Annotated in this window: 26 protein-coding genes, 1 pseudogene and 1 riboswitch; of the genes and pseudogenes, 7 read left to right on the forward strand and 20 right to left on the reverse strand. The window is 68.7% G+C overall.

The features are described from left to right. The 6 genes from VKG81_RS03085 to thiC all read right to left on the reverse strand — a co-directional run. The coding region (locus tag VKG81_RS03085) for an aldehyde dehydrogenase family protein (protein WP_324389588.1) at positions 1-965 on the reverse strand (965 nt) is incomplete at its 3' end. Next, entirely contained in the window at positions 965-2,065 is a 1,101-nt protein-coding gene (locus tag VKG81_RS03090) for a phenazine antibiotic biosynthesis protein (protein WP_324389590.1), read from the reverse strand. The genes VKG81_RS03090 and VKG81_RS03085, both read right to left, overlap by 1 nt. A gap of 341 nt (positions 2,066-2,406) precedes the next feature. After that, positions 2,407-3,564, reverse strand: a complete 1,158-nt coding sequence (locus VKG81_RS03095) for a permease (protein WP_324389592.1) — start codon at positions 3,562-3,564, stop codon at positions 2,407-2,409. A 33-nt stretch (positions 3,565-3,597) separates the two neighbouring features. Next, positions 3,598-4,221 (reverse strand): alpha/beta family hydrolase, encoded by a 624-nt coding sequence (locus VKG81_RS03100; protein ID WP_324389594.1) that lies wholly within the window; start codon positions 4,219-4,221, stop codon positions 3,598-3,600. Next, positions 4,218-5,060, reverse strand: a complete 843-nt coding sequence (gene thiD / locus VKG81_RS03105; RefSeq protein WP_324389596.1) for a bifunctional hydroxymethylpyrimidine kinase/phosphomethylpyrimidine kinase — start codon at positions 5,058-5,060, stop codon at positions 4,218-4,220. Before thiD ends, VKG81_RS03100 begins: the two co-directional genes overlap by 4 nt. 13 nt (positions 5,061-5,073) lie before the next feature. After that, a complete protein-coding gene (gene thiC / locus VKG81_RS03110; RefSeq protein ID WP_414685125.1) occupies positions 5,074-6,660 on the reverse strand; it encodes a phosphomethylpyrimidine synthase ThiC in 1,587 nt (528 codons plus the stop codon). Further along, a riboswitch (TPP riboswitch) is annotated at positions 6,650-6,759 on the reverse strand. Its footprint overlaps the gene before it by 11 nt. Before the next feature lie 139 nt (positions 6,760-6,898). Here thiC and VKG81_RS03115 point away from each other — a divergent pair. Continuing rightward, positions 6,899-8,659: an MFS transporter gene (locus VKG81_RS03115; protein WP_324389598.1), complete on the forward strand. Its 1,761-nt coding sequence runs from the start codon at positions 6,899-6,901 to the stop codon at positions 8,657-8,659. Between the two features lie 20 nt (positions 8,660-8,679). Here VKG81_RS03115 and VKG81_RS03120 read toward each other — a convergent pair whose 3' ends face one another. Continuing rightward, positions 8,680-9,486 (reverse strand): exodeoxyribonuclease III, encoded by an 807-nt coding sequence (locus tag VKG81_RS03120; RefSeq protein ID WP_324389600.1) that lies wholly within the window; start codon positions 9,484-9,486, stop codon positions 8,680-8,682. Positions 9,487-9,689: 203 nt separating this feature from the next. Next, on the reverse strand, positions 9,690-10,283 hold the full coding sequence (locus VKG81_RS03125) for a peptide deformylase (protein WP_324389602.1): 594 nt from the start codon (positions 10,281-10,283) through the stop codon (positions 9,690-9,692). 124 nt (positions 10,284-10,407) lie between these two features. Here VKG81_RS03125 and VKG81_RS03130 point away from each other — a divergent pair, with 124 nt between their 5' ends. The 5 genes from VKG81_RS03130 to VKG81_RS03150 are packed head-to-tail and all read left to right on the forward strand — an operon-like array spanning position 10,408 to position 13,695. Beyond that, positions 10,408-10,716 carry a DUF3263 domain-containing protein gene (locus VKG81_RS03130; protein WP_324389604.1) on the forward strand — a complete coding sequence of 103 codons (309 nt, stop codon included), beginning with the start codon at positions 10,408-10,410 and terminating at the stop codon, positions 10,714-10,716. Positions 10,717-10,758: 42 nt separating this feature from the next. Beyond that, positions 10,759-11,223 carry a LytR C-terminal domain-containing protein gene (locus VKG81_RS03135; RefSeq protein WP_324389606.1) on the forward strand — a complete coding sequence of 155 codons (465 nt, stop codon included), beginning with the start codon at positions 10,759-10,761 and terminating at the stop codon, positions 11,221-11,223. A 10-nt stretch (positions 11,224-11,233) separates the two neighbouring features. Next, complete coding sequence (gene sodC, locus VKG81_RS03140) at positions 11,234-11,914, forward strand: superoxide dismutase[Cu-Zn] (RefSeq protein WP_324389609.1); 681 nt, start codon at positions 11,234-11,236, stop codon at positions 11,912-11,914. Beyond that, entirely contained in the window at positions 11,898-13,043 is a 1,146-nt protein-coding gene (locus tag VKG81_RS03145) for a glutamate--cysteine ligase (RefSeq protein WP_324389611.1), read from the forward strand. The genes sodC and VKG81_RS03145 overlap by 17 nt, the downstream gene beginning before the upstream one ends. Positions 13,044-13,068: 25 nt before the next feature. Then, positions 13,069-13,695, forward strand: a complete 627-nt coding sequence (locus VKG81_RS03150; protein ID WP_414685126.1) for an LON peptidase substrate-binding domain-containing protein — start codon at positions 13,069-13,071, stop codon at positions 13,693-13,695. Positions 13,696-13,703: 8 nt separating this feature from the next. Here VKG81_RS03150 and VKG81_RS03155 read toward each other — a convergent pair whose 3' ends face one another. The 12 genes and pseudogenes from VKG81_RS03155 to VKG81_RS03210 form a co-directional block, all read right to left on the reverse strand. After that, positions 13,704-14,048 carry a monovalent cation/H(+) antiporter subunit G gene (locus tag VKG81_RS03155; RefSeq protein ID WP_324389615.1) on the reverse strand — a complete coding sequence of 115 codons (345 nt, stop codon included), beginning with the start codon at positions 14,046-14,048 and terminating at the stop codon, positions 13,704-13,706. Then, positions 14,045-14,320: a monovalent cation/H+ antiporter complex subunit F gene (locus tag VKG81_RS03160; protein WP_324389617.1), complete on the reverse strand. Its 276-nt coding sequence runs from the start codon at positions 14,318-14,320 to the stop codon at positions 14,045-14,047. Before VKG81_RS03160 ends, VKG81_RS03155 begins: the two co-directional genes overlap by 4 nt. Next, positions 14,317-14,850 carry a Na+/H+ antiporter subunit E gene (locus tag VKG81_RS03165; RefSeq protein ID WP_324389619.1) on the reverse strand — a complete coding sequence of 178 codons (534 nt, stop codon included), beginning with the start codon at positions 14,848-14,850 and terminating at the stop codon, positions 14,317-14,319. Before VKG81_RS03165 ends, VKG81_RS03160 begins: the two co-directional genes overlap by 4 nt. Then, positions 14,847-16,445, reverse strand: coding sequence for a Na+/H+ antiporter subunit D (locus VKG81_RS03170; RefSeq protein ID WP_324389621.1), 1,599 nt, complete (start codon positions 16,443-16,445; stop codon positions 14,847-14,849). The genes VKG81_RS03165 and VKG81_RS03170 overlap by 4 nt, the downstream gene beginning before the upstream one ends. After that, positions 16,442-16,903 (reverse strand): Na(+)/H(+) antiporter subunit C, encoded by a 462-nt coding sequence (locus VKG81_RS03175; protein ID WP_324389623.1) that lies wholly within the window; start codon positions 16,901-16,903, stop codon positions 16,442-16,444. Before VKG81_RS03175 ends, VKG81_RS03170 begins: the two co-directional genes overlap by 4 nt. Continuing rightward, on the reverse strand, positions 16,900-19,782 hold the full coding sequence (locus tag VKG81_RS03180; protein ID WP_324389625.1) for a Na+/H+ antiporter subunit A: 2,883 nt from the start codon (positions 19,780-19,782) through the stop codon (positions 16,900-16,902). Before VKG81_RS03180 ends, VKG81_RS03175 begins: the two co-directional genes overlap by 4 nt. A 107-nt stretch (positions 19,783-19,889) precedes the next feature. Continuing rightward, complete coding sequence (locus VKG81_RS03185) at positions 19,890-20,306, reverse strand: lipoprotein LpqH (protein WP_324389627.1); 417 nt, start codon at positions 20,304-20,306, stop codon at positions 19,890-19,892. A 64-nt stretch (positions 20,307-20,370) separates the two neighbouring features. Next, positions 20,371-22,554, reverse strand: a complete 2,184-nt coding sequence (locus tag VKG81_RS03190; RefSeq protein ID WP_324389629.1) for an AAA family ATPase — start codon at positions 22,552-22,554, stop codon at positions 20,371-20,373. 1 nt (position 22,555) lies between these two features. Further along, positions 22,556-23,380 carry a CDP-diacylglycerol--serine O-phosphatidyltransferase gene (gene pssA / locus VKG81_RS03195; protein ID WP_324389636.1) on the reverse strand — a complete coding sequence of 275 codons (825 nt, stop codon included), beginning with the start codon at positions 23,378-23,380 and terminating at the stop codon, positions 22,556-22,558. Positions 23,381-23,403: 23 nt separating this feature from the next. Beyond that, a complete protein-coding gene (locus VKG81_RS03200) occupies positions 23,404-24,117 on the reverse strand; it encodes a phosphatidylserine decarboxylase (protein ID WP_414685127.1) in 714 nt (237 codons plus the stop codon). Positions 24,118-24,160: 43 nt separating this feature from the next. Then, the gene (gene glp / locus VKG81_RS03205; protein ID WP_324389633.1) at positions 24,161-25,387 is read right to left on the reverse strand and encodes a gephyrin-like molybdotransferase Glp; all 1,227 of its coding nucleotides are present in this window, start codon (positions 25,385-25,387) and stop codon (positions 24,161-24,163) included. Positions 25,388-25,390: 3 nt separating this feature from the next. Continuing rightward, a pseudogene (locus VKG81_RS03210) lies at positions 25,391-25,531 on the reverse strand (short-chain dehydrogenase); the annotation flags it as partial. A 168-nt stretch (positions 25,532-25,699) separates the two neighbouring features. Between VKG81_RS03210 and VKG81_RS03215 the strand changes: the two are divergent. Further along, the coding region (locus VKG81_RS03215; RefSeq protein ID WP_324389638.1) for a VOC family protein at positions 25,700-25,793 on the forward strand (94 nt) is incomplete at its 3' end.

The following is a 25,793-nucleotide window of genomic DNA, read 5'->3' on the forward strand; positions in this document are numbered from 1 at the left end:
ACGGCTCGTTCGTCGACGTTGGGCAGCGGAGCGATCGTGGCGAGCCGCTCGCCGATCGCGCGCGCCAGTGGAACGGCATCACCCTCGTAGAGCACGGCGGTGGTGTTGACACACGCCATCCCGCCGAGGTCGCAGATCGACCCGACGATCACCTCGAGGTAGTCGTGCCAGTCCTGCTCCGCGGTGATCAGGATCTTGGTGCGCCCGGGCCCGTTCGTCAACACCGTCGGATCATCGGCGTACTTGTCCACAACAGCCCGGCCGCCGTAGACCATCGCCAGGTCGGCGGCGCGCAGGATCTCGTCGGCCCCGGCATAGTCGGTGGGCAGGAACACCGCGTCTTCGGGTCGAAACCCGGCCTGGCGCAAGGCGCGGACAAGTCGATGCGCGGTGAACGGCTCGCGCCGCGACGGGCGGATCGCCACCCGATAACCCAGCGCCAGCGCCTGTGTCCACAGGCCATGAACGCCAGGGGCGTTACCCGGGGCGTGGACGGCGAACACGTCACCGCGACGCGTCCACACCGCGGCACCGCCGTTGCGCGCGTCGCGCCAGTCCAGCGACGCGCCCTCCGGCCGGGCCGGGTTGACGGCATCAAATGCGGTGGCCACCGAGTCGACCACATTGCGAGCCCCGGCACGCGTTGCGGTCATGGGCAGGCCGGTGACGCGGCAGGTGAGCCCGACGTACGCGTCGAAGTCCAACCCGTCGATCGACGCCGTCGCGAAGATCTCGGCGGCGTGCCCCAGAGCGGCTTCGCGTTGCGGGGCCGGCAGCGGCCGCAGTTTGCGTTGCGCGCTGACGCAGCGGGTGACATACAGCCGGGGCACCATGCTCAGTTCGGCAACGGGCACGCCGGCGGTGTCGTTGATGACCTCGCGGTTTCGCGTCCGGTACGCTCCGTCGGGGCCGAGGGCGTCAAGATACGTTGCAGCGCCGGCATTGTCGGAGACAGCGGAGCTCATCAGTACACCCCTTCGATGACGGCCTCGCCGCCGAATGTGGCGACGGGAGCGACCTCGCTGATCGAATCACCGATTTGGCCCTCGGGTCCAGGCATTCGGATCGCGGTGTCGCGTTCAAGGTTGTTCGGTATGAACATTCCCTTGCTGATGTGATTCATCACCACCTGGCCGCGTTCCCCGTAGGGCACCTGCGCGCCGCTGTCCGGATCGATCACCCAGAACACGACATACGGCGTCCGCGGGTCGAAGATGAACGAATCACGGTCGGAGTTCGTCGCGCGGGTGCGTGCCTGAGACAGAATCATCGTGCTGCCGAACACCATTGTGATCGCGGTGTCCGGCAAGATGTCGCGAAGCAGGTCAAGCGTGTCCACGTCGACATGGGCGCCACTGAGAAGCACATATCGGATCTTGTGGCCGATCAATTCGAGGATGGCGTCGTCGCGGGCCATGGCCTCGAGCAGCGGAGGCGTCGTGTGCAGATTCCCGACGTCCTGGGTCCGCAGAATGAATGTCGCCTGCTCGACCACATGGTCCAGGTAGGCCGATACCTCTGCGGTGGCGTTCTTGGCAGCGATCTTCTTGACCCAGCGGGGATCCAAATCAATCGGATAGAACACCGACCCCAGCCGCTCGGAGACCACCCGCGAGAAGTAGCCGACCCCATGCGGACCGCTCGGCATCAGGCACAGCAGTCCACGACCTGGCACGAAGCCGCCCGCGGTGACGTCCTCGACCTGCCACTGCGTGACCTGCTCGAGCCAGTCCGGCAGCTGAGCGGTCCGTTTGGGCGGCCCCGTCGTGCCGCCCGACTCGAATATCCGCGGAACCGGCGCCGGTGATCCGTAGCCGCGCGGAATGAGGTCCTCGACCGGCACGTCACGCAGCTCGTCCACCAGATTGGGAAACAACCGCAGATCGGTGAACATCTGCACGTCGACCATCGGGTTGAACCCGAGTTTCCGCGCTGCGCGCAACCAGAACGGCGACCCGGTGTCCTCGCCGAAATGCCAGGCGATCGCCGTCCGCAGGTACGCCTGCGGATCGTCGGGCGGCATCTCCCGCGGCACATCCAGCAGCGAAAAGTCGATATCGTCCACGCCGCCGATCCTTTCCCACCCGGTGCCGGGCAGGCAACGGATGACCGCTCATCCGCCTGGTTCCGCCACCCTCGCGCGGCCGGCGGGCCCCTATCCGCCGGCGACCGATGCCGTGGATGACAATGCCGCCGAGAACGACGAGAACCATGATCGACACGCCGAGCCGGTCGGGCCACGGCAGCCGGGAAGCCGCGGTGGCCGGCGGGATCGGCGGCAGAATATTCGCAACCATCGGGGTGCGGAGGGCAGCGATGACGCGGGCGGCCTATGAGTGTATGCGCGGCGCGCATCTCAGCGCGGTGCAGGCTACGGCGGTTCATCCCGCTGCGATGAGCCGGGCCCTAGTGGCAATGACGCTCGTCTGCGGAGTCGGGGGAGCCGCCCATCATCCGCAACATCGGAAGGCCCCCCGACGTCACGAACCGGGTCACCAGCACCGCGGCCAGCGCCAGGAACGCGATGTTCAGCCAGGTGGTGTAGTTCCACGAGACACCGGCCTGCATCGCCGTCGCGTGGCGATGGGCGGGAACGAGACCGGCTGCGCCGAAAAGCAGTTCGACCAGATAGCCGGCGCACACCATCGAGACGTAGAACGTGCCGAGCAGGATCAGCATCATCTTGGTGCCGTAGTACTTCCGATAGATGTTGAGGATGGGCAGGATCAGGAGATCCGCGAAGATGAACGCGACGACCCCGCCGAAGCTGATGCCGCCGTTCCACAGCACCGCGGCAAGCGGCGCATTGCCGATCGAGCAGACGAACGAGACGATCGCAACGACCGGTCCCACGATCGGCCCCCACAGTGCGGAAAGGGTCGGGTGGTCGGTGATGAAGAAGCTGTGCCAAAACGAATCCGGCACCCACGCCGCGATCGCGCCGGCGATCAACAGGCCCAGGACCAGGTCGCGGAGGATCGCGGCCCATTCCATGACGAACACGTGCGACACGGCGGTGAGGCCCCGCCCGGACACGAGCCGCCGCCAGAACGAACCGCCGCCCTGCACGGACATGTCCATCGCGGCGTGCCCTTCCATGGATCCGGCGATGCCGCGGTCGGCCTGCTCGCGGGCCGCCTCGATGACGCGGGCACGGACGAACACCCGGAACAGCACCGCCAACACGACGATCATGATGGGCCCGCCGATGAATTCCGCCGCGGTGAACTGCCAGCCCAGCAGCAGGGCGAGGATGACGCCCAGTTCTACAACGAGATTGGTGGAGCCGATCTCGAACGCCATCGCCGCGGTGAAGTCGGCGCCTTTGCGGATCAGCGAGCGGGCCAGCGCCACCGCGGCATACGAGCACGACGACGACGCCGCGCCCAGGCCGGCAGCGAGCGCGAGCGTGCGCGGACGGTCATCGCCCAGCAATGACACAACGGTCGACCGGCGAACCACCGCCTGTATCACCGCGGACAGCGCGAAGCCGAGGATCAATGCCCACAGGATTTCCCACGTCATCGACCCCGCCACGGCCAACGCGTGCCCGATCGCACCCATGGCGGGAACATTACCCGGTGGGGGTATCGGCGCTCAGCGGCCACCGAGCAGCCGCAGCGCGGCATCGACGGCCAGCCCGGGCACGTCGAGCGTCTTGGACCCCAGGTCGTGGCGGGCGCCGGTGACCTCGACGATCTCGGTCGGCGCCGGAATCAACGCCGCGGCGGCGCGCAGCTCCTCGATCGACCCGAACGGGTCGCCGGTGCCGTGCGTGAACACCGTCGGCACGGTGACCCGCGGCAGGTGCTCGGTGCGGGCCCGGTCGGGTTTGCCCGGCGGATGCACCGGGTAGGAGAACAACGCCAGCACGTCGGGCGAAAGGCCCTCGTCCGCCACGGACATCGACGCCTGCCGGCCGCCGTATGAATGACCACCGGCGATCACGGGGCCGTCGGCGAGCGTGCGGGCGACGGCCACCGCGTCGGCAATACCAGCCCGATCGGTGGCCGCCGACCCCGACGGCGGCCCCTTCGGCCGTCGGCGCCGGTAGGGCAGGTTGTAGCGCACCGCCAGCCAGCCGCGGCGCGCCCACTCGTCGCAAAGCCGTACCAGCAGCGGCGACTCGCGGCTGCCGCCGGCGCCGTGAGTGAGAACGACGACGCCGGCCGGATCGCCGCCGGGCTCGTGCGCAACTCCGGCGATCTGGTCGAGTTTCACGGGGACTTCCGGAGTCTGAACATCGCCGACACCGGCCCGTGGCCGTGGCCCAACGGATAGGCCGCGCGCAGACACTCGGTGACCCAGGCCTTCGCGAACTCCACCGCCGCCGGCACCGGGTATCCGTGCGCCAGCGCGCACGCGATCGCCGTGGCAAGCGTGTCGCCCGCGCCGTGGTCGTCGCCGGTGTCGATGCGCGGCGAGTCGAACGGGTAAAAGTCCGCGCCGTCGAACAACAGATCGGGGCTGCGCGGGGACGACCTCAGGTGGCCGCCCTTCACCAGCACCCACGTCGGGCCGAGCCCATGCAGCGCCCGGGCCGCCGCGCGCTGGGACTCGTCATCGACGACGTCGACGTCGACCAGGAGGCGTACCTCGTCGAGGTTGGGTGTGACGAGCGTGGCGAGCGGAAACAGCTCGCGCCGAAGCGAATCCAGCGCGCTGGGGTGCAGCAGCGGATCGCCGTGCATCGACGCGCAAACCGGGTCGACGACCAGCGGCGCCGTGCCCGCGAGTCCGACCTTGCGCCACGTGTCGGCTACGGTCGCGATGATCTCCGACGACGCCAGCATCCCGGTTTTGGCGGCCTGCACGCCGATATCTGACGTCACCGCCGCTATCTGAGCGGCGATCACGTCCAGCGGAATCTCATGAAACCCCTTGACGCCCAACGAGTTCTGCACAGTCACCGCCGTGACAGCCACCAAGGCGTGCACTCCCAGCAGCGCGCAGGTGCGAAGGTCGGCCTGGATGCCCGCGCCGCCACCGGAGTCCGAGCCGGCGATCGTCAGCACACGCAGTGGCGCCTCGCCCGCGGCCGGCAGCGGCAGGAAGCTCACCACCCCATGTTCTTCACTGCTGTATTGGCACGTACAGCCGGTTGCCGTGCTCGGCGAACTCCCGTGACTTGTCGGCCATCGCTTCGCGGATGTCCTGGGTGATGCGCATCGAACAGAACTTCGGCCCGCACATCGAGCAGAAGTGGGCCGTCTTGGCCGGGTCGGCGGGCAGCGTCTCGTCGTGGAACGCGCGGGCGGTGTCGGGGTCCAGCGACAGCGCGAACTGGTCGTTCCAGCGGAACTCGAAGCGCGCCGTCGACAACGCGTCATCACGCTCCTGCGCCCGCGGGTGGCCCTTGGCGAGGTCCGCGGCGTGCGCGGCGATCTTGTACGCGATCACGCCGTCCTTCACGTCCTTGCGGTCGGGCAGCCCGAGGTGCTCCTTCGGCGTGACGTAGCACAGCATCGCGGTGCCGGCCTGGGCGATCATCGCCGCGCCGATCGCCGAGGTGATGTGGTCGTAGGCCGGGGCGATGTCGGTGGTCAGCGGGCCGAGCGTGTAGAACGGCGCCTCCTCGCACCACTGTTCTTCCAGCCGGACGTTCTCGGCGATCTTGTGCATCGGAACATGCCCAGGGCCTTCGATCATCACCTGCGCGCCGCGGTCTTTCGCGATCTTCGTCAACTCACCCAACGTGCGCAGCTCGGCGAACTGGGCAGCGTCGTTGGCGTCGGCGATCGATCCCGGGCGCAGGCCGTCGCCCAGTGAGAACGTCACGTCGTAGCGAGCCAGGATGTCGCACAGCTCTTCGAAGTTGGTGTACAGGAACGACTCCCGGTGGTGTGCCAGGCACCAGGCCGCCATGATCGAGCCACCGCGCGAGACGATTCCGGTGACCCGGTGCACGGTCAGCGGCACATAGGACAGCAGCACCCCGGCATGCACGGTCATGTAGTCCACCCCCTGCTCGCACTGCTCGACCACGGTGTCGCGGTAGATCTCCCACGTCAGCGCCGCGGGGTCGCCCTTCACCTTCTCCAGCGCTTGATAGATCGGCACCGTCCCCACCGGCACCGGCGAATTGCGCAGGATCCATTCCCGGGTGAGGTGGATGTCGCGGCCGGTGGACAGGTCCATGATGGTGTCCGCGCCCCAGCGGGTCGCCCACACCATCTTGTCGACTTCCTCGGCGATCGACGACGTGACCGCCGAATTGCCGATGTTGGCGTTGACTTTCACCGCGAACGCCTTGCCGATCACCATCGGCTCGCTCTCGGGATGGTTGTGGTTGGCGGGGATGACCGCCCGGCCTCGCGCGACCTCGCCGCGGACGAGCTCAGCCGGCACGGCCTCCCGTTCGGCGATGAACGCCATCTCGGCCGTGATTTCGCCCTCGCGCGCCCGCTGCAGCTGGGTGCCGCGGTCGCGGACGACGCCGGCGCGCGGCGGCAGGCCCGAGTGAAGGTCGATCCGCGCATCCGGATCGGTGTAGGGCCCCGAGGTGTCGTAGAGGTCGAGGTGCTCACCGTTGGACAGGTTCACCCGCCGGAACGGCACCCCGGAACCCGGCACCGCCGCAAGCCGGCGGTAGACCTTCGTGCTGCCCTCGATCGGGCCGGTGGTGACAGCAAGGTCAGCTGAAGCAGACAAATCGGTCATGACGTCTCCCTACGCCGGCATTACCCGGTCAGGTTCGTACGGTCGACGGCCCCAGCCGTCCTCTCAGCGCATTCGGCGTGCGCTCCCGCGTTGTGACGGACACGCCAACGCTAGCGCAGCGGTCTGTGAGTTGTCAGGCGGGAATACAAATTGCCCCGCGATGCTTTGTATAGCTAACATATGCGTTTTGGGTATATGCCTCGAAACCGAGTCCATCCTGTTACGTAAAGCGATGACGATGACGACTGAAATCGATATGACGAAGCCCCCCGTTGTGGAATCAAAAGAGGCCGCGGCGGCCGTGACCGACCGGCACCGCAGGCGGATGGACCGCGATCACCCGCATTACAAGTGGGTCGCGCTGTCCAACACGACCCTCGGCACGCTGCTCGCCACGATCAACTCCTCGATCGTGCTGATCTCACTTCCGGCGATCTTCCGCGGCATCGGGCTGAACCCATTGGCGCCGCGCAACGTCAGCTACCTGCTGTGGATGCTGATGGGCTACCTGGTCGTCACCGCCGTGATGGTGGTGTTCTTCGGCCGCCTGGGCGACATCTTCGGCCGGGTCCGCATCTACAACCTCGGGTTCGTGGTCTTCACGCTCGCCGCGGTCGCCCTGTCCTTCGACCCGTTCCACCTGGGGGCCGGCGCGCTGTGGCTGATCGGATGGCGGGTGATCCAGGGTGTCGGCGGTGCGATGCTGATGGCGGCGTCGGCGGCGATCCTGACCGACGCGTTCCCGGCCAGGCAGCGCGGCATGGCGCTGGGCGTGAACATGGTGGCCGCCGTCGCCGGGTCGTTCCTCGGCCTGCTGATCGGCGGCCTGCTGTCGCAATGGGACTGGCGGGCCATCTTCTGGGTGGGCGTGCCGATCGGCGTGCTCGGCACCATCTGGGCCTTCCGCTCGCTGCGTGAACTCGGGGTGCGCACGCCCGCCAAGCTCGACTGGGCCGGAACGCTGATGCTCGGGGTCGGGCTCACCGTGCTGCTGACCGCCATCACCTACGGCATTCAGCCATATGGTGGCCACTCCACCGGCTGGACCAACCCGTGGGTGCTCGGCTCGATCGCATTGAGCCTGGTGACCCTCGTCGCGTTCTGCTTCCTGGAGTTGCGGGTGCCGGCGCCGACGGTGGACATCCGCCTGTTCAAGTCGAAGCCGTTCGCGCTGGGCAACCTCGCGGGCCTGATGTCCTCGGTCGGCCGCGGCGGCATGCAGTTCATGCTCATCATCTGGCTTCAGGGGATCTGGCTGCCGCTTCACGGCTACAGCTTCGAGTCCACACCACTGTGGTCGGGCATCTACATGCTGCCGATGACGGTCGGATTCCTTCTCGCCGGTCCGCTGTCGGGGTCGCTGTCGGACCGCTTCGGGTCACGGCCGTTCACCATCGGCGGGATGGTGCTGATGGCGGTCACGTTCGTGGCGCTCGTGATGATTCCGGTGGACTTCAACTTCTGGGTGTTCGCGCTGCTGATCTTCCTCAACGGACTCGGCGGCGGCATCTTCACCGCGCCGAACACCGCGGCGATCATGTCAAGCGTGCCGCCCGCCGAGCGTGGCGCCGCCTCGGGAATCCGGGCCACGTTCTTCAACGCCGGCTCGTCGCTGTCGATCGGCATCTTCTTCTCGCTGATGATCGTGGGCCTCGCTCACACGCTGCCCGGCACGATGAGCGCCGGCCTGCAGCAGCAGGGCGTTCCGGCCGCGGTGGCACACCAGGTCGCCAATACCCCACCGGTGGGCAGCCTGTTCGCCGCCTTCCTCGGCTACAACCCGATCGCCGAGCTGCTGGCCCCGTCCGGCGCGCTGCAACAGCCGGGCGTCAATGCCGCGGTGCTGACGGGCAAGGCGTTCTTTCCCGACCTGATCTCCGGTCCGTTCCACACCGGCCTGGTCGTGGTGTTCATCGCCGCGGCGGTGATGATGGCGCTCGGCGCGGCCGCATCGTGGGTCAACCCGGGGCGCTACGGCGAGCAGGACCGCGAGGACTGACCGGGCGCCGGGGAGCTGCCTCAGTCGTCGCGTAACTCGGCCATCACGGGCGCGTGGTCGCTGGGCGCCTTGCCCTTGCGTTCCTCGCGAACGATCTCCGCGTGAGTGACGCGCCGGGCCAACGCCGGGGAGCCGAGGATGAAGTCGATGCGCATGCCCTGACGCTTCGGGAACCGCAACTGGGTGTAGTCCCAGTAGGTGTACACGCCGGGTCCCGGGGCGAAAGGCCGTACCACGTCGGCGAACCGGGCCTCGACGATCGCGTCGAACGCGCGGCGCTCCGGCTCGGTGACGTGGGTGCTGCCCCGGTAGAACTCGACGCTCCAGACGTCGTCGTCGGTCGGGGCGATGTTCCAGTCACCGACGAGCGCAATCTGCGCCTGCGGGTCGTCGGTCAGCCACTTGCGCGCGGTATCGCGCAGCGCGGCAAGCCACTCCAGCTTGTAGTAGTAGTGCGGGGAGTCGGGGGTGCGGCCATTGGGGACGTAAAGGCTCCAGACGCGCACACCGGCGCATGTGGCGCTCAGTGCCCGGGCCTCGGCGGCGGCCTCCTCCTCGGGTCTGTTGCTCCATGACGGCTGGCCCTCGAAACCGACCCGCACGTCGTGGAGCCCGACCCGCGAGGCGATCGCGACCCCGTTCCACTGGTTGAACCCACAGTGCACAACCTCGTAACCCGCCGCGACGAACGGCATCGTGGGGAACTGGTCGTCGGCGCACTTGGTTTCCTGCATGGCGAGCACGTCGATGTCGGCGCGTTCCAGCCAGTCCACCACCCGGTCCACGCGGGCGCGGATGGAGTTCACGTTCCACGTGGCCAGTCGCATCTTTACAGCCTACGGAGGCCCTCGGTGACACCGCGGGCCCCGTGGTGACCGCCGAGCAGGCTGCCGGCACGGTCCTGTGGGGCCGCGTTGACAGCGCGATCGCCCGTTGCGCGCCGCCGTTGGGATCGCCCGATCACTGCCGAAATCCACAGCGGGACTGCCGAATTGGCACGATGTGCCGCTGCTGGGGTGCGGGCCGGTTGTCAGTGGCCGAACGGATCGGGCACCTCGCCCGGCGTCCACGAGTTCCCCGGCACACCCCAGCCGTGCGACTTCACCATCCGTTTCGCGCTGCGGGCGTGGCGTCCCACCAGCCGATCCAGATAGAGCACCCCGTCGAGGTGGCCGGTCTCGTGCTGAAGCATCCTGGCGAACAGATCCGTGCCCTCGACGGTGATCGGCGTCCCGTCGGCGTCGAGGCCCGTGACGCGAGCCCATTTGGCGCGCCCGGTCGGGAAAGATTCGCCCGGCACCGACAAGCAGCCTTCGTCGTCGTTTTCGGGGTCGGGCATCGTCTCTGGAACGTCAGAAGTTTCGAGCACGGGGTTGACCACGACACCGCGCCGACGTGTTGTCCGGTTCCGCTCTTCGGCGCAGTCGTAGACGAACAGCCGCAGTGGCACTCCAACCTGGTTGGCGGCCAAGCCCACTCCATTCGCCGCGTTCATCGTCTCAAACATGTCCGCGACCAACTTCGCCAGATCGTCGGGCAGCGAACCGTCGTCGGCGACCGGCACGGGACTGGTCGCGGTGTGCAGGACGGGATCTCCCACGATCCGGATAGGAAGAATGGCCACGATTGGCAAGCTTAAGTCAGCCGACTCGCGGGCTTGGCTGACGGACCTGCCGCCCGAGGCGTGGTTGAATGTTCGCCGGAACACAGGGATGTCATTTGGTTCTTCGAGAAGTCCAAGGAGCGATATGGACGGCGCCATGGCCCGGGCGGAGCGCTCGGGCGCCGACGCTGACCCCGCGGACGGGCTGACGCGTCGCGAGCACGACATCCTGGCCTTCGAGCGCCAATGGTGGAAGTACGCCGGCGCGAAGGAAGAAGCCATCAAGGAGCTGTTCTCGATGTCGGCCACCCGGTACTATCAGGTCCTCAACGCGCTGGTCGACCGGCCCGAGGCGGTGGCCGCCGACCCCATGTTGGTGAAGCGGCTGCGCCGGTTGCGGGCCAGCCGGCAGAAGGCGCGTGCGGCGCGGCGGCTCGGGTTTGAGGTCACCTGAGCGTTTTCAGGATCTCGCCGCCCGCTCGATACAGTGGGCGTGATGAACGAGCGTGTGCCTGACTCCTCCGGGCTGCCCCTGCGTGCGATGGTCATGGTGCTGCTGTTTCTGGGGGTGATCTTCCTGCTGGTCGGTTTCCAGGCCATGGGGTCGTCGAGCAGCTCCGATGACCACTCGACGTCCACGGTGACGACGATCACGTCGAGTTCGACACCGTCGCCGTCCCCGGCCGCGGGGAAGGCCGACGTGCGTGTCTACAACATCTCGTCCAACGAGGGCGTGGCGGGCAGCACCGCCGACCGGCTCAAGCAGGCCGGATGGAACGTGACCGACGTCGGCAACCTCAGCCTCACCGATGTGACCCAGACCACAGTGTTCTTCAGTGATGCGGCGGGCGAACAGCAAGCCGCCGACCAAGTGGGCCAGTTGCTGCAGGCGCCGGTTGCGCCCCGCGTTCCCGCGCTCGCCGACCAGCCGCCGGGGGTGATCGTCGCGGTGACCGGATAGGCTTTCCGCCATGGTCAAGCCCGCCACCGTCGCCGCCGTCTGGTTTTCCGTTCCCGCCCTTGCCCTCGCGGCGTGCTCGCCGCAGCAACACGCGAGCACCGTGCCGGGCACGCTGCCGCCGGTGTGGACCGGTTCAACCGCGCCCACCGCCCCGACGTCGGCGGCACCGGCCGGTTCCCAGGAGCTGAAGGCGCAGGTGGTCGCCCCCAACGGCACGCCGGTGGCCAATGCCACCTTCGACTTCGCCAACGGATACGCCACGGTCACCGTCGAGACGGTCGGCAGCGGCATCCTGACGCCGGGTTTTCATGGCATGCACATCCACGCGGTCGGCAAGTGCGAGGCCAACTCCGTCGCGCCCACCGGCGGCGCACCCGGTGATTTCCTCTCCGCAGGGGGCCATTACCAGGCTCCCGGCCACACCGCGCACCCGGCCAGCGGTGATTTGACCTCGCTGCAGGTGCGCTCCGACGGTGCCGCGAGGCTGGTGACCACCACCGACGCGTTCACCGCCGCCGACCTGCTCGGTGGGCAGAAGACCGCGATCATCATCCACGCCGATCCCGACAACTTCGGCAACCTCCCGCCGGAAAAGTATCAGCAGGTCAACGGCACGCCAGGCCCCGACCAGGCCACCTTGGACACCGGCGACGCCGGTAAGCGGGTGGCATGCGGTGTCATCAACGGATAGGTCGACCCGCACCAGCCGCCGGATCGACTTCGCCGGTTCACCCCGACCGACCCTCGGGGTGGAGTGGGAGTTCGCGCTCGTCGACGCCGAGACCCGCGACCTGAGTAACGAGGCCGCCGGGGTCATCGAGGAACTCGGCGAGAACAACCCGCGCGTGCACAAGGAACTGCTTCGCAACACCGTGGAGATCGTCACCGGCATCTGCGACACCACGCCGCAGGCGATGGACGATCTGCGTGCGACACTGCGGACCGCCCGCGAGATCGTTCGCAACCGCGGGATGGAGCTGTTCTGTGCCGGCACACATCCGTTCGCGAAATGGTCGGCGCAGAAACTGACCGATGCGCCGCGCTACGCCGAACTGATCAAGCGGACGCAGTGGTGGGGCAGGCAGATGCTGATCTGGGGCGTGCACGTGCACGTGGGAATTTCGTCGGCGCACAAGGCGATGCCGATCATCACGTCGTTGCTGAACCAGTACCCGCACCTGCTCGCGTTGTCGGCGTCGTCGCCGTTCTGGTCGGGTGAGGACACGGGCTACGCCAGCAATCGCGCAATGATGTTCCAGCAACTGCCAACCGCCGGCCTGCCGTTCCATTTCCGCACCTGGGCGCAATGGGAGGGCTTCGTCCACGACCAGAAGAAGACCGGGATCATCGACCACATGAACGAGATCCGTTGGGACATCCGGCCTTCACCGCACAAGGGCACGGTGGAGGTGCGGGTCTTCGACGGTGTGTCAAACCTTCGAGAGCTGAGCGCGCTGGTGGCGTTGACCCATTGCCTGGTGGTGGATCTGGACCGTCGCCTCGACACCGGCGAGAACCTCCCCACGATGCCGCCATGGCACGTGCAGGAAAACAAATGGCGCGCGGCCCGGTACGGCTTGGATGCGGTGATCATCCTGGATGCCGACAGCAACGAGAGGCTGGTCACCGAGGACATCGACGATCTGCTGACGCGGCTCGAGCCGGTGGCCAAGACGCTGGGCTGCGCCGACGAGCTTGCGTCGGTGTCGCAGATCTACTCAGTCGGCGCGTCTTACCAGCGGCAGCGCCGAGTGGCGCAGGATAACGACGGCGACCTGCGCGCGGTTGTCGACGCTCTGGTGAGCGAGCTGGACATCTAGAGGGGCGCTCATGCGAAATCCTGCGATGCCGATGTTTCCGCTGGAGTCGGCGCTGCTGCCGGACGAGGACTTGCCGCTGCGCATCTTCGAGCCACGTTATGCGCAGCTGGTTACCGACTGCGTAGCCGGGGATCCGGTGTTCGGCGTCGTGCTGATCGCGGCGGGCCGCGAGGTCGGTGGCGGTGACGACCGCTACGACATCGGAACGCTGGCCCGGATCGTCGAACACCGGGCCCACGGCGACGGCCGCCACACGGTCCGGTGCCGGATCGGGGAGCGGATCCGGGTCCGTCAATGGTTGCCGGACGACCCCTATCCGCGTGCCGTCGTCGAGCCGTGGCCCGACGAGCCCGGTGACATGGTGGCCGACGCCGCAATCCGCCACCTGGAGGACCGGTTGATGGAATTGTTCGAGCGGCTCGCGAACGCGCAGGGTGGTCAGTTACCGCCCCGGGACATGCTGTTCGCGGGTGTCGCGATGGCCGACGGACCCGGGGAGCGGTTGTATGCGCTCGCCTCCCGCGTGCCGATGGGCCAGGCCGACCGGTACGCGGTGCTGGCCGCGCCGTCAGCCGCGGACCGGCTGGAGGCGTTGTCGGAGGCCATCGACACCGTGGCGGCCATGATCGACTTCCAGTTGTCCGGGGAGTAGTCCGCCCGTCAACGCTTTTCGCCCGAAGCGTCCTCCCGCAACTCGTCGACGGTGAGCAGGTCGTCGCGAACCGCCTGCTCACGGTAAGCGAGCCGGCCGACGCGATGCGCCACCACGGGCGCGGTGATGAGGGTGAACATGCCGGTCAGGGCGATCATGCCGACGTCGACGTTTCCGCGCAGGCGCACGGCCGCTCCGGCCAGTACCAGCAGCAGTCCCAGCACCTGCGGCTTGGTGGCGGAATGCATACGCGCCAACGTGTCCGGGAAGCGGACTATGCCGATCGCCGCGGTCAGCGCCAGTGCCGAGCCGCCCAACACGAGCACCCCGGAGACGACATCGGCCGCAGTCACAGGTTGCCCCGAGTTCGGTTGTCGGGCACGCGGAATCGCGTCACGCTGACCGAACCTACGAAGCTGATCAGCGACAGGGCCGCAATGCCGTACACCACGGTTGAGTCCAGGCTGTACGCGGCCCAGGTGCCGACGCCGCACATCGCGACCGCCACCAGTGTGTCGAGCGCAACCAATCGGTCAAGCGTGCTCGGCCCGGCCAGCATACGGAACATCGTCACCCCCGCCGCCGCGGTCAACATCACAGCCGCGATCATCCAGATCACATTCACGCCCGCTCCTGGGTCGCGGGACACCAGTCGGCGTCACGTTCGAACGCGGCGATCAAAAGCCGCTCCATCTCGGCGATTTCGTGGAAGAACCGATTCACCGCTCGCGGCGACCCCACGTCGAGCACGTGAACGTAGAGCAGCCGGCGGTCCTTGTCGATCTCCACTACCATCGTGCCGGGCGTGAGGTTGATCGCGTTGACCGCCAGTGCGAGCACCAGATCGGATTTGACCGACAACTGGGCCCGCAGCACCGCGCTGAGCGGCGGCGACCCCGGCTTCAACGCGAGCCAGGCCACCTGCATGCTGGACTGCACCAGATACCACATCATCAGGCCGACGAACCTCAGCAGCGCCAGTGGGTGCAGTCGGCCCTCCACGGGCACCGCGGGCAACGGCAGCAACAGCGTGATCAACACCGCGACGGCACCCCCGCTGAGAACGTTGGCCCAGGAGAAATTGCCCCACAACAGGATCCACACCAACGTCAGCCAGACCAGGACCCAGGCCCGAAGCAACAGTCGCCTCGTCATCGCGTGCCCCCCACCACCGCCGTGATGTACTGCCCGCGGTCGAGCACCTCACCGGCCGCCCGGCCGGCGTAGGAGACGATCGGGCCGGCCACCACCGTCAGCGTCAAACCGACACCGATCAACGCGATCGTCGGCACCACCATGCCCACCGGCATCCTGCCGACATCTTGCCGGTCAACCAGCGCAACGTCTTCGGGCTCGTCCAACAACGTCGATGCGGAGGCCATCGCCATCGCACCCTCCGGTGCGTCGGCGCGGGACCGCCAAAAAGCCTTCGAGTAGACACGCGCCATCACGTAAAGCGTCAACAGGCTCGTGATCACGCTGCCCGCCACCAGAATCCACGCGAGCGGGGATCCGTTCTGGGCGCCGGCCTGCAGCAGCGTCACCTTGCCGATGAAGCCCGAAAATGGCGGTATCCCACCGAGAGTGACCGCCGGGACGAAAAACACCATCGCAAGAAGCGGGCTGGCGGCGGCCAGGCCGCCGAGTCGCCGCAGCGTCGAGGCACCCGCCTGCCGCTCGATGAGCCCGACCACCAGGAACAGCGTCGTCTGCACGACGATGTGGTGCGCCACGTAGTAGATCGCACCGCTCATTCCCAGCCAGCTGGACAACGCGACACCGAAGATCATGTAGCCGATGTGGCTGACCAGTGTGAACGACAACAGCCGTTTGATGTCGGTCTGGGCGATCGCGCCGAACACGCCGATGAGCATCGTCAGCAGCGCGGCGATGAGCAGCACCGAGTCCATGCCACCGTGGGGGAACAGGAGCGAATGCGCCCGGATGATCGCGTAGACACCGACCTTGGTGAGCAGGCCGGCGAACACCGCGGTGACGGGCGCGGGCGCGGTGGGGTAGGAGTCGGGCAGCCATGTCGAAAGCGGAAACACCGCCGCCTTGATCCCGAACGCGACGAGCAGCACCGCGAACAACGCGCTGCGGATGCCGGGGGTTACGTGGTCGAGTCGCACCGCCAGCTCGGCCATGTTGAGAGTGCCGGTGGCCGCGTACACCAGGGCGATGCCGAACAGGAAGATCAACGACGACACCATCGACACCATCACGTAGGAGATGCCCGCGCGGACGCGCTCGGTGGTCGCGCCGATGGTCAGCAACACGAAGCTGGCCGACAGCAGCACCTCGAAGCCGACGAACAGGTTGAACAGATCGCCGGCCAGGAACGCGTTGCACACGCCGGCGGCCAGTGCGAGATAGGTGGGCAGGAAGATCGACACCGGCTGGCGCTCGTCGCCGTCGCGGATGCCCTGACCGATCGCGTACCACACCACCGCGAGCAGCACGATCGACGAGACCACCAGCATCAGCGCCGACAACCGGTCCGCTACCAGCGTGATCCCGAGCGGCCCCATGCCGGGCACGGTCTGTCCCCAGCCGCCGACGTGCACCACCAACATCCCATTGCGGTCAGCGGCGTACAGCAGCAGCGCGCAAACCGCCACCACCGCCGACAACGCGACAAGGGTGATCGCGCGTTGCAGCCGCGGTTGCCGCCCCAGGAACAGCGTGAGCGCCGCGCCGATGACCGGAATCAGCACCGGCATCGGGACCAGCGAGCTCGCGGCGCTCACGGCTGCCGCCGGGACGCGGGCAGCGCATCGAGTCCGGCGGGCTCATCGGTGCCGCGCTCCGGTTCGGGAGGGACGACGTCTTCGTCGGCCTCGTCCACGGACTGCTGCGACACGCGGGTGTCCTCCGGGTCGTTGCCGACCTCCTCGGCAGTGGTGAGCCGGTACGAGCGGTAGGCCAGCGCCAGCACGAACGCCGCGATGCCCATCGTGATCACGATCGCCGTCAGCACCATGCCCTGCGCGAGCGGGTCGGCGGTGGTCGTGCGGTCGTCGCGGGTCCGGCCGTGGATCGGCGGATTGCCGGACGGGCTGCCGACGGTGATGATCAGTAGGTTCACAGCATTGCCAATCAGCAACAGCCCCAACAGCATTCGGGTCAAGTTGCGCTCCAGCAGCAGGTACACCCCGGTGCTGGTGAGCACGCCGATCAGGATCAGCGGCACGAGGTAAACCGTCATCGGGCCACCGCCTCCCCCGGCTCGGCCGGTGCTTCTCCGGCCAGCTCGACGTCAAGCCGCGCGCCGAGGCTGCGCAGCACGTCGAGCACCAGTCCGACCACGATCAGGTAGACGCCGAGGTCGAAGAACAAGGCGGTGACGAACTTGACCTGGCCGAGCACCGGGAGATGAAACTCGATCACCGCGGAAGACAGCACCGGCGCGCCGGCCAACAGCGACGCGACGGCTGTGCCCGCCGCGAGGCCCAGCCCGACGCCGAGCACCTTGCCCGCGTCCAGCGGCAGCGTTTCGCCGAGCTCGTAGCGGCCGCCGGCGAGGTAGCGCAGGACCAGCGCCAGGCCGGCCGTCAGCCCGCCGGCGAAACCGCCGCCGGGCGTGTTGTGGCCGGTGAAGAAGAAGTAGACCGACAGCACCATGATCAGCGGGAAGATCACCCGCGTCGCGATTTCCAGCACCAGGGAGCGGTGTTGCGGATCGCGGTATTCGCTTCCTCTCAGCCACGTGGTGTCGCTCACCGCGGGCGACGGACGTCGGCGCACGCCCGGCTCGGTGGCGATCTTCGCCATTCGTGGCGCGGCCCCGAAGCGCCGGTGTTTGAACACCAGCGACGCGACGCCGGTCGCGGCGACCAGCAGCACCGAGATCTCGCCAAGGGTGTCCCAGGCGCGGATGTCCACGAGAAGCACGTTGACGGTGTTGGCGCCGTGGCCGCGGTCGTAGGCGGCCTGGGGCAGCAGTGCCGCGATCGGGGTGCCGGTTCGCGCCGACATCGCATACACCGCCAGCGCGGTGACGGTGGCGCCGACGGCCAGGGCCAGCACGACACGCGGGAGCCGGTGTCGCTTCATGTTCGCCGCGTCGGCCTCGGCGGGCAGAGCCCGCAGCACCAGCACGAACACCACCAACGTCAGCGTTTCGACGAGGAACTGCGTCAGCGCCAGGTCGGGGGCGCCGTGGAACGCGAACACCACCCCGCACCCGTAGCCGGTCACGCCCACCAGCAGCACCGCGGCCAGCCGGTTGCGCATCACGGTCGTCCCGAGCGCTGCGACGACGATCAGCAACCCGACAATCGGCTGGAGCGAGGAGTCCCACAACCCGAATCGGGGACGGTCACGCGCGCCGAGCAGCAGCACCGCCACCGGCAGCAGAACCAACGTCGACAGGATCACGGCCTGGGTCGCCGGAATCGAACCGCGCTGCGTCACCGCGGTGAGCCGCAGCGACAGGGTGTCGGTGGTGCGCACCACCGCGTCATAGATGCGGTCGGCGTTGCCCAGCGGCAGCCAGCCCACCCGCGCACGCCGCAGCCTGACGCGCAGCGCGAACGCGGCAATGCCCGTCCCGAGCACCACGAGCGACAGCATCAAAGCCAAGCCGAAGCCATGCCATAGGGCCAGCTGGTAGCTGTGCCCACCGCCCAGCGTGTCGGCGTAGTCTCCGAGCACCCGATCAAGCACGCCGGGCGCCAGCCCGAACACCAGGCCGGCCGCCGCCAGGATCGCCGGGGGCGCCAGAAACCCGGCCGACGGCCGGTGCATGTCCGCGACGAGCGCGCCGGGGTGAGGCAGCGTCTTGCGGGCGAACGCGCCCCACACGAACCGCAGGCTGTAGATGGTGGTGAACACCGAGCCGACGACCATCGCGGCCAGCACGAAGGGGCCCGCGGGGCCGAGGGCGTGGGTGTGCGCCAGCGTCTCGAAGTCGGCCTCCTTGGCGACGAACCCGAAGAACGGCGGCACCGCCGCCATGCTGGCCGCGGCGCCCGCGGCGATGACGAACAGCGACGGGCAGCGATTGCCGAGCCAGGCCAGTCGCCGGATGTCCCGGGTGCCCGTTGCGTGGTCGATCACGCCAACGACCATGAACAACGCCGCCTTGAACATCGCGTGGGCGCACAGCATCGCCAGCCCCGCAAGCATCAGGTCGCCGCTGCCCGCGCCGACCAGCACCGCGATCAGCCCCAACTGGCTGACGGTCCCGAACGCGAGGATCAACTTCAGGTCATATTCGCGGACCGCGCGCCAGCCGGCCAACAGCAGCGTTGCGACGCCGAGGATTACCACGATGGGCCGCCACGGCGGCGAACCGGCGAAGCCCGGCGCCAGCCGCGCGATCAGGTACACACCGGCCTTGACCATCGCCGCGGCGTGGAGGTAGGCGCTGACGGGCGTGGGCGCGGCCATTGCGCCGGGTAGCCAGAAATGCAGTGGAACCAGCGCCGACTTGCTGACCGCCCCGACCAACACCAGCGCGACACCGACGGCAACGACGGCTCCGGACGGCGGCCTCGCGACCAGCTGCGAGAGCAGGTAGGTGCCGGCGCTGTGGCCGAGGATCACGATGCCGACCAGCATCGCCAGGCCGCCCGCGGTGGTGACCAGCAGCGCCTGCATCGCGGCGCGCCTGCTGGTGGCGCGTTCCGCGTAGTGGCCCACCAGCAGAAACGACAACACCGTGGTCAGCTCCCAGAACACGTAGAGCATCAGCATGTTGTCGCTGACCACCAGCCCGAACATCGCGCCGGCGAACGCGACGAGCTCTCCGGCGAAGCTGGGCAGCCGCTGCTCGCGGTGCCCGTCGTGGTGATGGAAGTAGTGGGCGCAGTAGAGCAGCACCAGCGCGCCGATGGCCAGCACCAGCACGGCCATGATGGCCGCCAACGAGTCGAACCGCAGCGTGACGTTCAGTGACAGCTCCGGGACCCAGCGCACGTCGACCGTCGGGGTGTCACCCGGTCGGGGCCAGTGCAGCGCGACCCAGATCAGCGACGCGGCCGGCACGACGGCCAGCGGGTAGAACGCCAGGCGGCCCCATCGGTAGACGAGCAGAGGCGCGATCGCCGCGGCGACGGCGTGGCCGAGCAGGATGGCGAGCATGGCACTCCGATGCGGCTCGGGGTGTCAGCCTGTTGGCTAGGTCTGCGCGCCAGTCTAAGGGGCGCCGCCGAGCCGGGGTCCGCGACGCGAAGGCGCGCGCGTCGTGGTCAGCATCTCGCGACGATCTTGTACTGGGCGCTGGCCGGCTCTTTCGTGTCGGTACGAATGCCGTTGGCGGTACCGGCGATGGTGAATGTTTCGCCTGACACGCGGGTGTCGGCGGCGCCGTCGCTTTGCGAGTACATGCCGCTGAAGCCGCCGACGTTGTTGATGTGGACCGATATGGCCGCCGGCTTCTGCTCACCGGTGCCGACGCTGAGGTTGGCGCCCGACGCCGCGTCGCCGATGTCGATCGTCCAGGTCCACTGCAGCTGCCTGCAGGTGACGGATTGCGTCTGCAACGCATCGCTGCCGTTGATGGTCACCCACGCAGCGGGTGGACCGGGCACCTGAGGGGAGGAGCACCCGGCCAGCCAGGCGACGGTCAGCGCGATACCGGCTGCCGCGGCGAATCGGTTCTGCATGCCCCACCTCGATCACGACCCGATCCTCAGGCCCCACAAAGTGTGGCCCAGTTCGGGGGCGTTGTCAGCGGGTCGCGGCGAATGCCCGCAGCGCATCGACCTGAAGCGGGTCCAGCGACGGGCGCACGCTCCGGCGGGCCGCGGCCATGTCGGCGGCGGTGACGTCGGCGGCGTCGATCGAACGGCGCATCGCGGTCAGTGCGGCCTCACGCAGCAGCGCGACACAGTCCGCGGCGCTGTACCCCGCGAGCTCACCCGCGAGCGCGTCGAGATCGACGTCGCCGGCCAGTGGCACCGCTTTGCCCGCCGTGCGCAAGATATCGCGGCGCGCGCGCGTGTCGGGGGGCTCGACGAACACCAGCCGCTCCAGCCGCCCGGGCCGCAGCAGCGCGGGGTCGATCAGGTCGGGGCGGTTCGTGGCGCCCAGCACGACGACGTCGCGCAGCGGCTCGACCCCGTCGAGCTCGGTCAGCAGCGCGGCCACCACCCGGTCGGTGACCCCGGAGTCGAAGCTCTGCCCCCGTCGCGGGGCCAGCGCGTCGATTTCGTCGAGGAACACCAGCGACGGCGCCGACTCCCGTGAGCGGCGGAACAGTTCGCGCACCGCCTTCTCCGAGGCGCCGACCCACTTGTCCATCAGCTCGGCGCCCTTGACCACGTGCACCGACAGCCGCCCCGAACTGGCGAGCGCACGCACGATGAACGTCTTGCCGCACCCGGGCGGGCCGTACAGCAACACCCCGCGAGGAGGCTCGACGCCCAGGCGGGCAAAGGTGTCGGGATGGCGCAGCGGCCACAGAACCGCCTCGGTCAGCGCCTGCTTGGTGACCGTCATGTCGCCGACGTCGTCGAGCGTGACCGCGCCGACCGAAATCTCCTCGGTCGCCGACCGCGACAGCGGACGGATGACGGTCAGCGCACCGGTCAAGTCGACCTGGGTCAGTACCGGGGGCCGGCCGTCGGCGCTGGCCCGCGACGCGGCACGCAGCGCCGCCTCCCGCACCAGCGCGGACAGGTCAGCCACGACAAAACCCGGTGTGCGCTCAGCGATTTCGTCGAGGTCAAGGGCCTCGGTGGGCGCCGACCTCAGCAGCACCTCGAGAAGCGCCTTGCGGGTGGCGCCGTCGGGCAGCGTCAATGCCAGCTCGCGGTCGCACAGGTCGGGGGCGCGCAGCCGGGGGTCGAGCGTGTCGGGCACCGCCGACGTAGCGACCAACGCGACGCCGCGGGTGGCGACGGCCGAGCGCATCTCGGCCAGCACCAGCGTGGCCACCGGCTCCGGCGGCGTCGGCAGCAGCGCGTCGACGTCGGTGATCAGCAGCACCCCGCCGCCGTCGCGGACCGCGGCCACCGCGTCGGCGGCGGCGGTGAGGCGATCCTGCGCGGCGAGCGCACCGACGTCGGGCCCGTCGAGCTCCACTACCCGGCGGCCGGCGCAAACCGCCCTGACCAATGTCGCCTTGCCGACGCCGGCCGGCCCGGTGACCAGAGCGCCGAGTCGCGCCGAGGCGCCAAGCGTCTCGAGCAGCTGGGGCTCGTCCAGCGCGAGCTTGAGCCATTCAGTCAGCCGGCCGGCCTGAACATGCGATCCCTTCAGGTCATCGACGGTGATCGGGGGGCTGGCCGGCCACTGCGTCGGCGCGCTCACCGATGCCGTCGCGTCGGTGGTCCGGTGCACGGCCGTCGTCAGCCCGTCGCCCCACGTGACCGACGAGTTCGGCTGCACACTGACCGGCCCGGGCACAGGGTCGACGTCGGTGACCGTCAAGAGCTCGGACGTCCAGGTGATGCCGACCGACGACGTGAGCGCCGTGCTGGCCTGGAACGTCGAGGTGCCCGGCCCGAGATCGCGGGGCAGCAGCGACACCGTGTCGCCGACCGTCATCACCTTGCCGAGCAGCGCCAGCCGCAGCGTGGCCGGGTTGACCGAGCGGCGAGCCAGGGTCGAGCCGCTCAGTGTGACCGATCGGGCGCCGTACACCGTCGCCGGCGTCACGATCACCGCGGTGTCCTCTCGAAGCCCCGCGTTGGACAGCGTCACATCGTCGAGCAACGCGGTGCCGACCGGGGAGCCAGCACCGGCGAGCCCGACTACGGCCGCGGTGGTGCGCGAGCCGGTCAGCGACACCGCGTCCCATTCCCGAATGCCCAGCGCGGCAATGGCTTCGGCGTGCAGGCGCACCACGCCGCGGCGTGAGTCCGCGGCCGAGGTGTTCAGCCGCGCGGTCAGCGTCAGTGTGGGCGGCATGTCAGCGTGGCGGCCGGCGCAGGCCCAGCCGCGCCATGGACCGGCGATGAGGGTGGGTCGCGCGGCGGATCGCCCGGCGCTGAGCGCGCCGCTGCTGCGGCTTCTTGTCCCAGGTCTCCGGATGCGCTGCGGCCCAACGCTTGCTGCGGACGGCGAACGGAATGTGAATGACGTAGGCGACGATGATCGCGATGATCACGAGGTAGCCGTAAAAGATCGACGCGGCGACGCCGATCGCCAACAACGCGAGCAGCGGCACCACCATGTTCGGCGGCACCGAGAAGGTGTGGATCTTGCGCATCGGGATGGTGCTCACCACCAGGAGCGAGACGCCGACCATCCAGACCGACACGGCCCACTCCGATGTCCACCAGCCGTCGTGGAACTGCATCTTTGCCGCCAGTGGGCCGATGGCCCCGATCGCTCCCGCCGGCGCCGGCATGCCGACGAAAAACTCCTTGGCGTAGGCAGGTTCGTTCTCGTCCAACATCGCGTTGTACCGGGCGAGCCGCAGCACGATGCACACCGCGTACAGCAGCACGACGATCCATCCCACCCGCGAGTGCGGCAGCAGCGTCGCGTAGACAATGAATGCCGGCGCGACACCGAAATTCACGGCGTCGGCAAGGGAGTCGATCTCCTCGCCCATGCGTGATGTCGCGTTGAGCAGCCGGGCGATGCGGCCGTCGAGCGCGTCGAGGATCGCGGCGACCGCAAGGAAGGCCATTGCCGCCGTCGGCTGGTTGTCGAGCGCGAACTTGACTGACGTCATTGCGAAGCAAATGGCCGCGACCGTCATGGAGCTGGGCAGGATGCGCAGCCCCATGGGGCGCTTGTGCAGCGGCGTGTTCACGGCAGCTCGGCAATGACGGTCTCGGCGCCCACCGCGTGCTGGCCCTGGGTGACCAGCACGTTCGAACCGGGCGGCAGGTAGGTGTCGAGCCGCGACCCGAAGCGGATCAGGCCGTACGTCTCACCCATCGCGACCTTGTCGCCGGCCTCGAGGTCACACACGATGCGGCGGGCCAGCAGGCCCGCGATCTGCACCGCCACCACCTGGTGCCCCTCGGGTGTGCGGATGAGCACGCTGTTGCGTTCGTTGTGAACCGTGGAACGGGGGCGGTCGGCTGCGCCGTGTTGGCCGTGGCGATACCGCACCGCGACGACCTCGCCACCGATCGGCACCCACTGCACGTGGGCGTTGAACAGGGACAGAAAGATGCTGATCCGCGGCATCGGCTCGGCGGGCAGTCCGAGTTCGGCGGGCGGGAGAGCCGTGTCGACGATCGTGAACTGGCCGTCGGCCGGGGCGACGACGACGCCGGGCCGGTGCGGTGGCACCCGGGCGGGGTTGCGGAAGAACACCGCGCAGGCACCGGCGGCCGCGAGGCCGGCGTTGCGGATCCAGCGGTGCCGGCGCCCGGCGGCGGCGGCAGCAAGGCCCGCGGACACGAACGGCAGGCCAGCAGGATGCATCGGCGGAACGGTGGACCGCACCAACGCGATCAGTCGGGAAGCTTCGGGTTCTTCGCGCCCCACCTGTTGGTCAGGGTGGGGTTTCAACTCCGCCGCCGGGAGTCGGGGGCGTCTGGCCATCGGGCTGATTCTACGGAAGGCGGGTTGGGTAAAACCCGGCCAGGTCCCACACCTGTACCTGCGAACCCGCGGACATCTCGACGACGTCCTCACCGATTTCCAGCAGGCAGTTCGCCGACGCAAGCCAGCGCAGGTGATGGGAGGCCGGCGGCCCGTAGGTCGTCACACATGCGGTCGCCGGGTCGAGGACACCGCGGCGGAACTGCCGCTTGCCCCGAGGCGACGTCAACGAATCGGTCAGCAGGGCGGTGCGCCTCGGCCGGTGCGGCCACGGCAGGTTCATCGCCGTGCGCAGCGCGGGGCGGATGAACACCTCGAATGACACCAGCGCGCTGACCGGGTTGCCCGGCAGGGTGACGATCGGCGTGCCTGCGACGCGCCCCGCGCCCTGCGGCATCCCGGGCTGCATCGCGACCTTGACGAACTCGACGCCTGAATCCCCTTGTGCCAATGCGTCTTTCACCACCTCATAGGCGCCGGCGCTCACGCCGCCGCTGGTGATGATCAGGTCCGCCTGACCGGCGTAGGTGTGCAGCACGTCGCGGAACTGGTCGACGTCGTCGCCGGTCGTCGGTGCGGCGATCACCGCGCCGCCGGCCTCCCGCACCGCGGCGGCCAGCATCACCGCGTTTGATTCGTAGATCTGGCCCGGCAACAGCGGCTCCCCGGGCCGGACCAGCTCCGCGCCCGTCGACATCACCAGCACCCGCTGCCTCGGAACGACCCGCAGTTGCGTGAGACCCAACGCGGCGGCCAGACCCAGCGCCGCCGGGGTCGCCAGCTGGCCCGCCCGCAACACCGTCGCGCCCGCGGTGACGTCCTCGCCGGCCCGTCGGATGTGCTGGCCCGGTTCCGCGGCGGCCCGGATCGAAACCGTCTCCAATCCGCCGTCGGTGGCTTCTACGGGCACCACCGCCGTCGCGCCGGCCGGCACGGGTGCTCCGGTCATAATCCGATGTGCCGTACCGGGTTTCAGTGTGAGCGCGTCGGTTCGCCCGGCCGGTATGTCCTCGGCGACCGCAAGCAGCACCGGTTGCCGGTCGGTGGCGGCCGCCACGTCGTCGGCGACCACCGCGTAGCCGTCCATCGCGGAGTTGTCGAACCCGGGCAGGGAAAGCGGTGCAACGACGTCGTCGGCAAGCGCCATTCCCTCGGCCTGCGCGAGCGGCACGGCCGCCGGCGCGCGGGGGCGGATCAGGTCCGCGACGGCCCGTGCGTGGGCTTCGACCGATCGCATGGATCACACCGGGTATTTCACGCCGGTGAGGTCCTCGGACACCGTCCACAGCCGGCGCTGCAGCTGCTCGTCGTGGGACTGCTTACTGGACTGAACGACCTTAGGGTAGCCGCGTTGTTCGCCAAGGCCGTCCACTGGTGGGCCGCCGTCCACTTGCTGCTCATCAGGGCTCCTCGTCCCGGAACGGATCGTCGTTCGTGGCGCTACCCAAACGATACGGAACGAGCCGATCCCCCCGGAACGCGTCCCGGGCCGACATTCACGCAACGCGATCACCGGCTGTGCGGCACTATTGAGAACGTGATTACCGGAGTGGCGCACACCGGCGTGTGCGTCCCGGATTGCGAGGCCGCGGTGGCCTTCTACCGCGATGTGCTCGGCCTTCGCGTCCTTTCGCCGCCCTATG

The organism is Mycobacterium sp. (genome assembly GCF_035314905.1).
Classification (GTDB): domain Bacteria; phylum Actinomycetota; class Actinomycetes; order Mycobacteriales; family Mycobacteriaceae; genus Mycobacterium.

Bases quoted from the DNA above. Each gene is read 5' to 3' on its own strand.
- VKG81_RS03120 (WP_324389600.1), bottom strand. From the start codon at position 9,486: ATGCGACTGGCCACGTGGAACGTGAACTCCATCCGCGCCCGCGTGGAC.
- VKG81_RS03180 (WP_324389625.1), bottom strand. From the start codon at position 19,782: ATGCTCGCCATCCTGCTCGGCCACGCCGTCGCCGCGGCGATCGCGCCT.
- VKG81_RS03135 (WP_324389606.1), top strand. From the start codon at position 10,759: ATGAACGAGCGTGTGCCTGACTCCTCCGGGCTGCCCCTGCGTGCGATG.
- VKG81_RS03150 (WP_414685126.1), top strand. From the start codon at position 13,069: ATGCCGATGTTTCCGCTGGAGTCGGCGCTGCTGCCGGACGAGGACTTG.
- VKG81_RS03095 (WP_324389592.1), bottom strand. From the start codon at position 3,564: ATGGGTGCGATCGGGCACGCGTTGGCCGTGGCGGGGTCGATGACGTGG.
- pssA (WP_324389636.1), bottom strand. From the start codon at position 23,380: ATGGGGCTGCGCATCCTGCCCAGCTCCATGACGGTCGCGGCCATTTGC.
- VKG81_RS03185 (WP_324389627.1), bottom strand. From the start codon at position 20,306: ATGCAGAACCGATTCGCCGCGGCAGCCGGTATCGCGCTGACCGTCGCC.
- sodC (WP_324389609.1), top strand. From the start codon at position 11,234: ATGGTCAAGCCCGCCACCGTCGCCGCCGTCTGGTTTTCCGTTCCCGCC.
- VKG81_RS03130 (WP_324389604.1), top strand. From the start codon at position 10,408: ATGGACGGCGCCATGGCCCGGGCGGAGCGCTCGGGCGCCGACGCTGAC.
- glp (WP_324389633.1), bottom strand. From the start codon at position 25,387: ATGCGATCGGTCGAAGCCCACGCACGGGCCGTCGCGGACCTGATCCGC.
- VKG81_RS03190 (WP_324389629.1), bottom strand. From the start codon at position 22,554: ATGCCGCCCACACTGACGCTGACCGCGCGGCTGAACACCTCGGCCGCG.
- VKG81_RS03165 (WP_324389619.1), bottom strand. From the start codon at position 14,850: ATGACGAGGCGACTGTTGCTTCGGGCCTGGGTCCTGGTCTGGCTGACG.
- thiC (WP_414685125.1), bottom strand. From the start codon at position 6,660: ATGACCGATTTGTCTGCTTCAGCTGACCTTGCTGTCACCACCGGCCCG.
- VKG81_RS03175 (WP_324389623.1), bottom strand. From the start codon at position 16,903: ATGACGGTTTACCTCGTGCCGCTGATCCTGATCGGCGTGCTCACCAGC.
- VKG81_RS03115 (WP_324389598.1), top strand. From the start codon at position 6,899: ATGACGACTGAAATCGATATGACGAAGCCCCCCGTTGTGGAATCAAAA.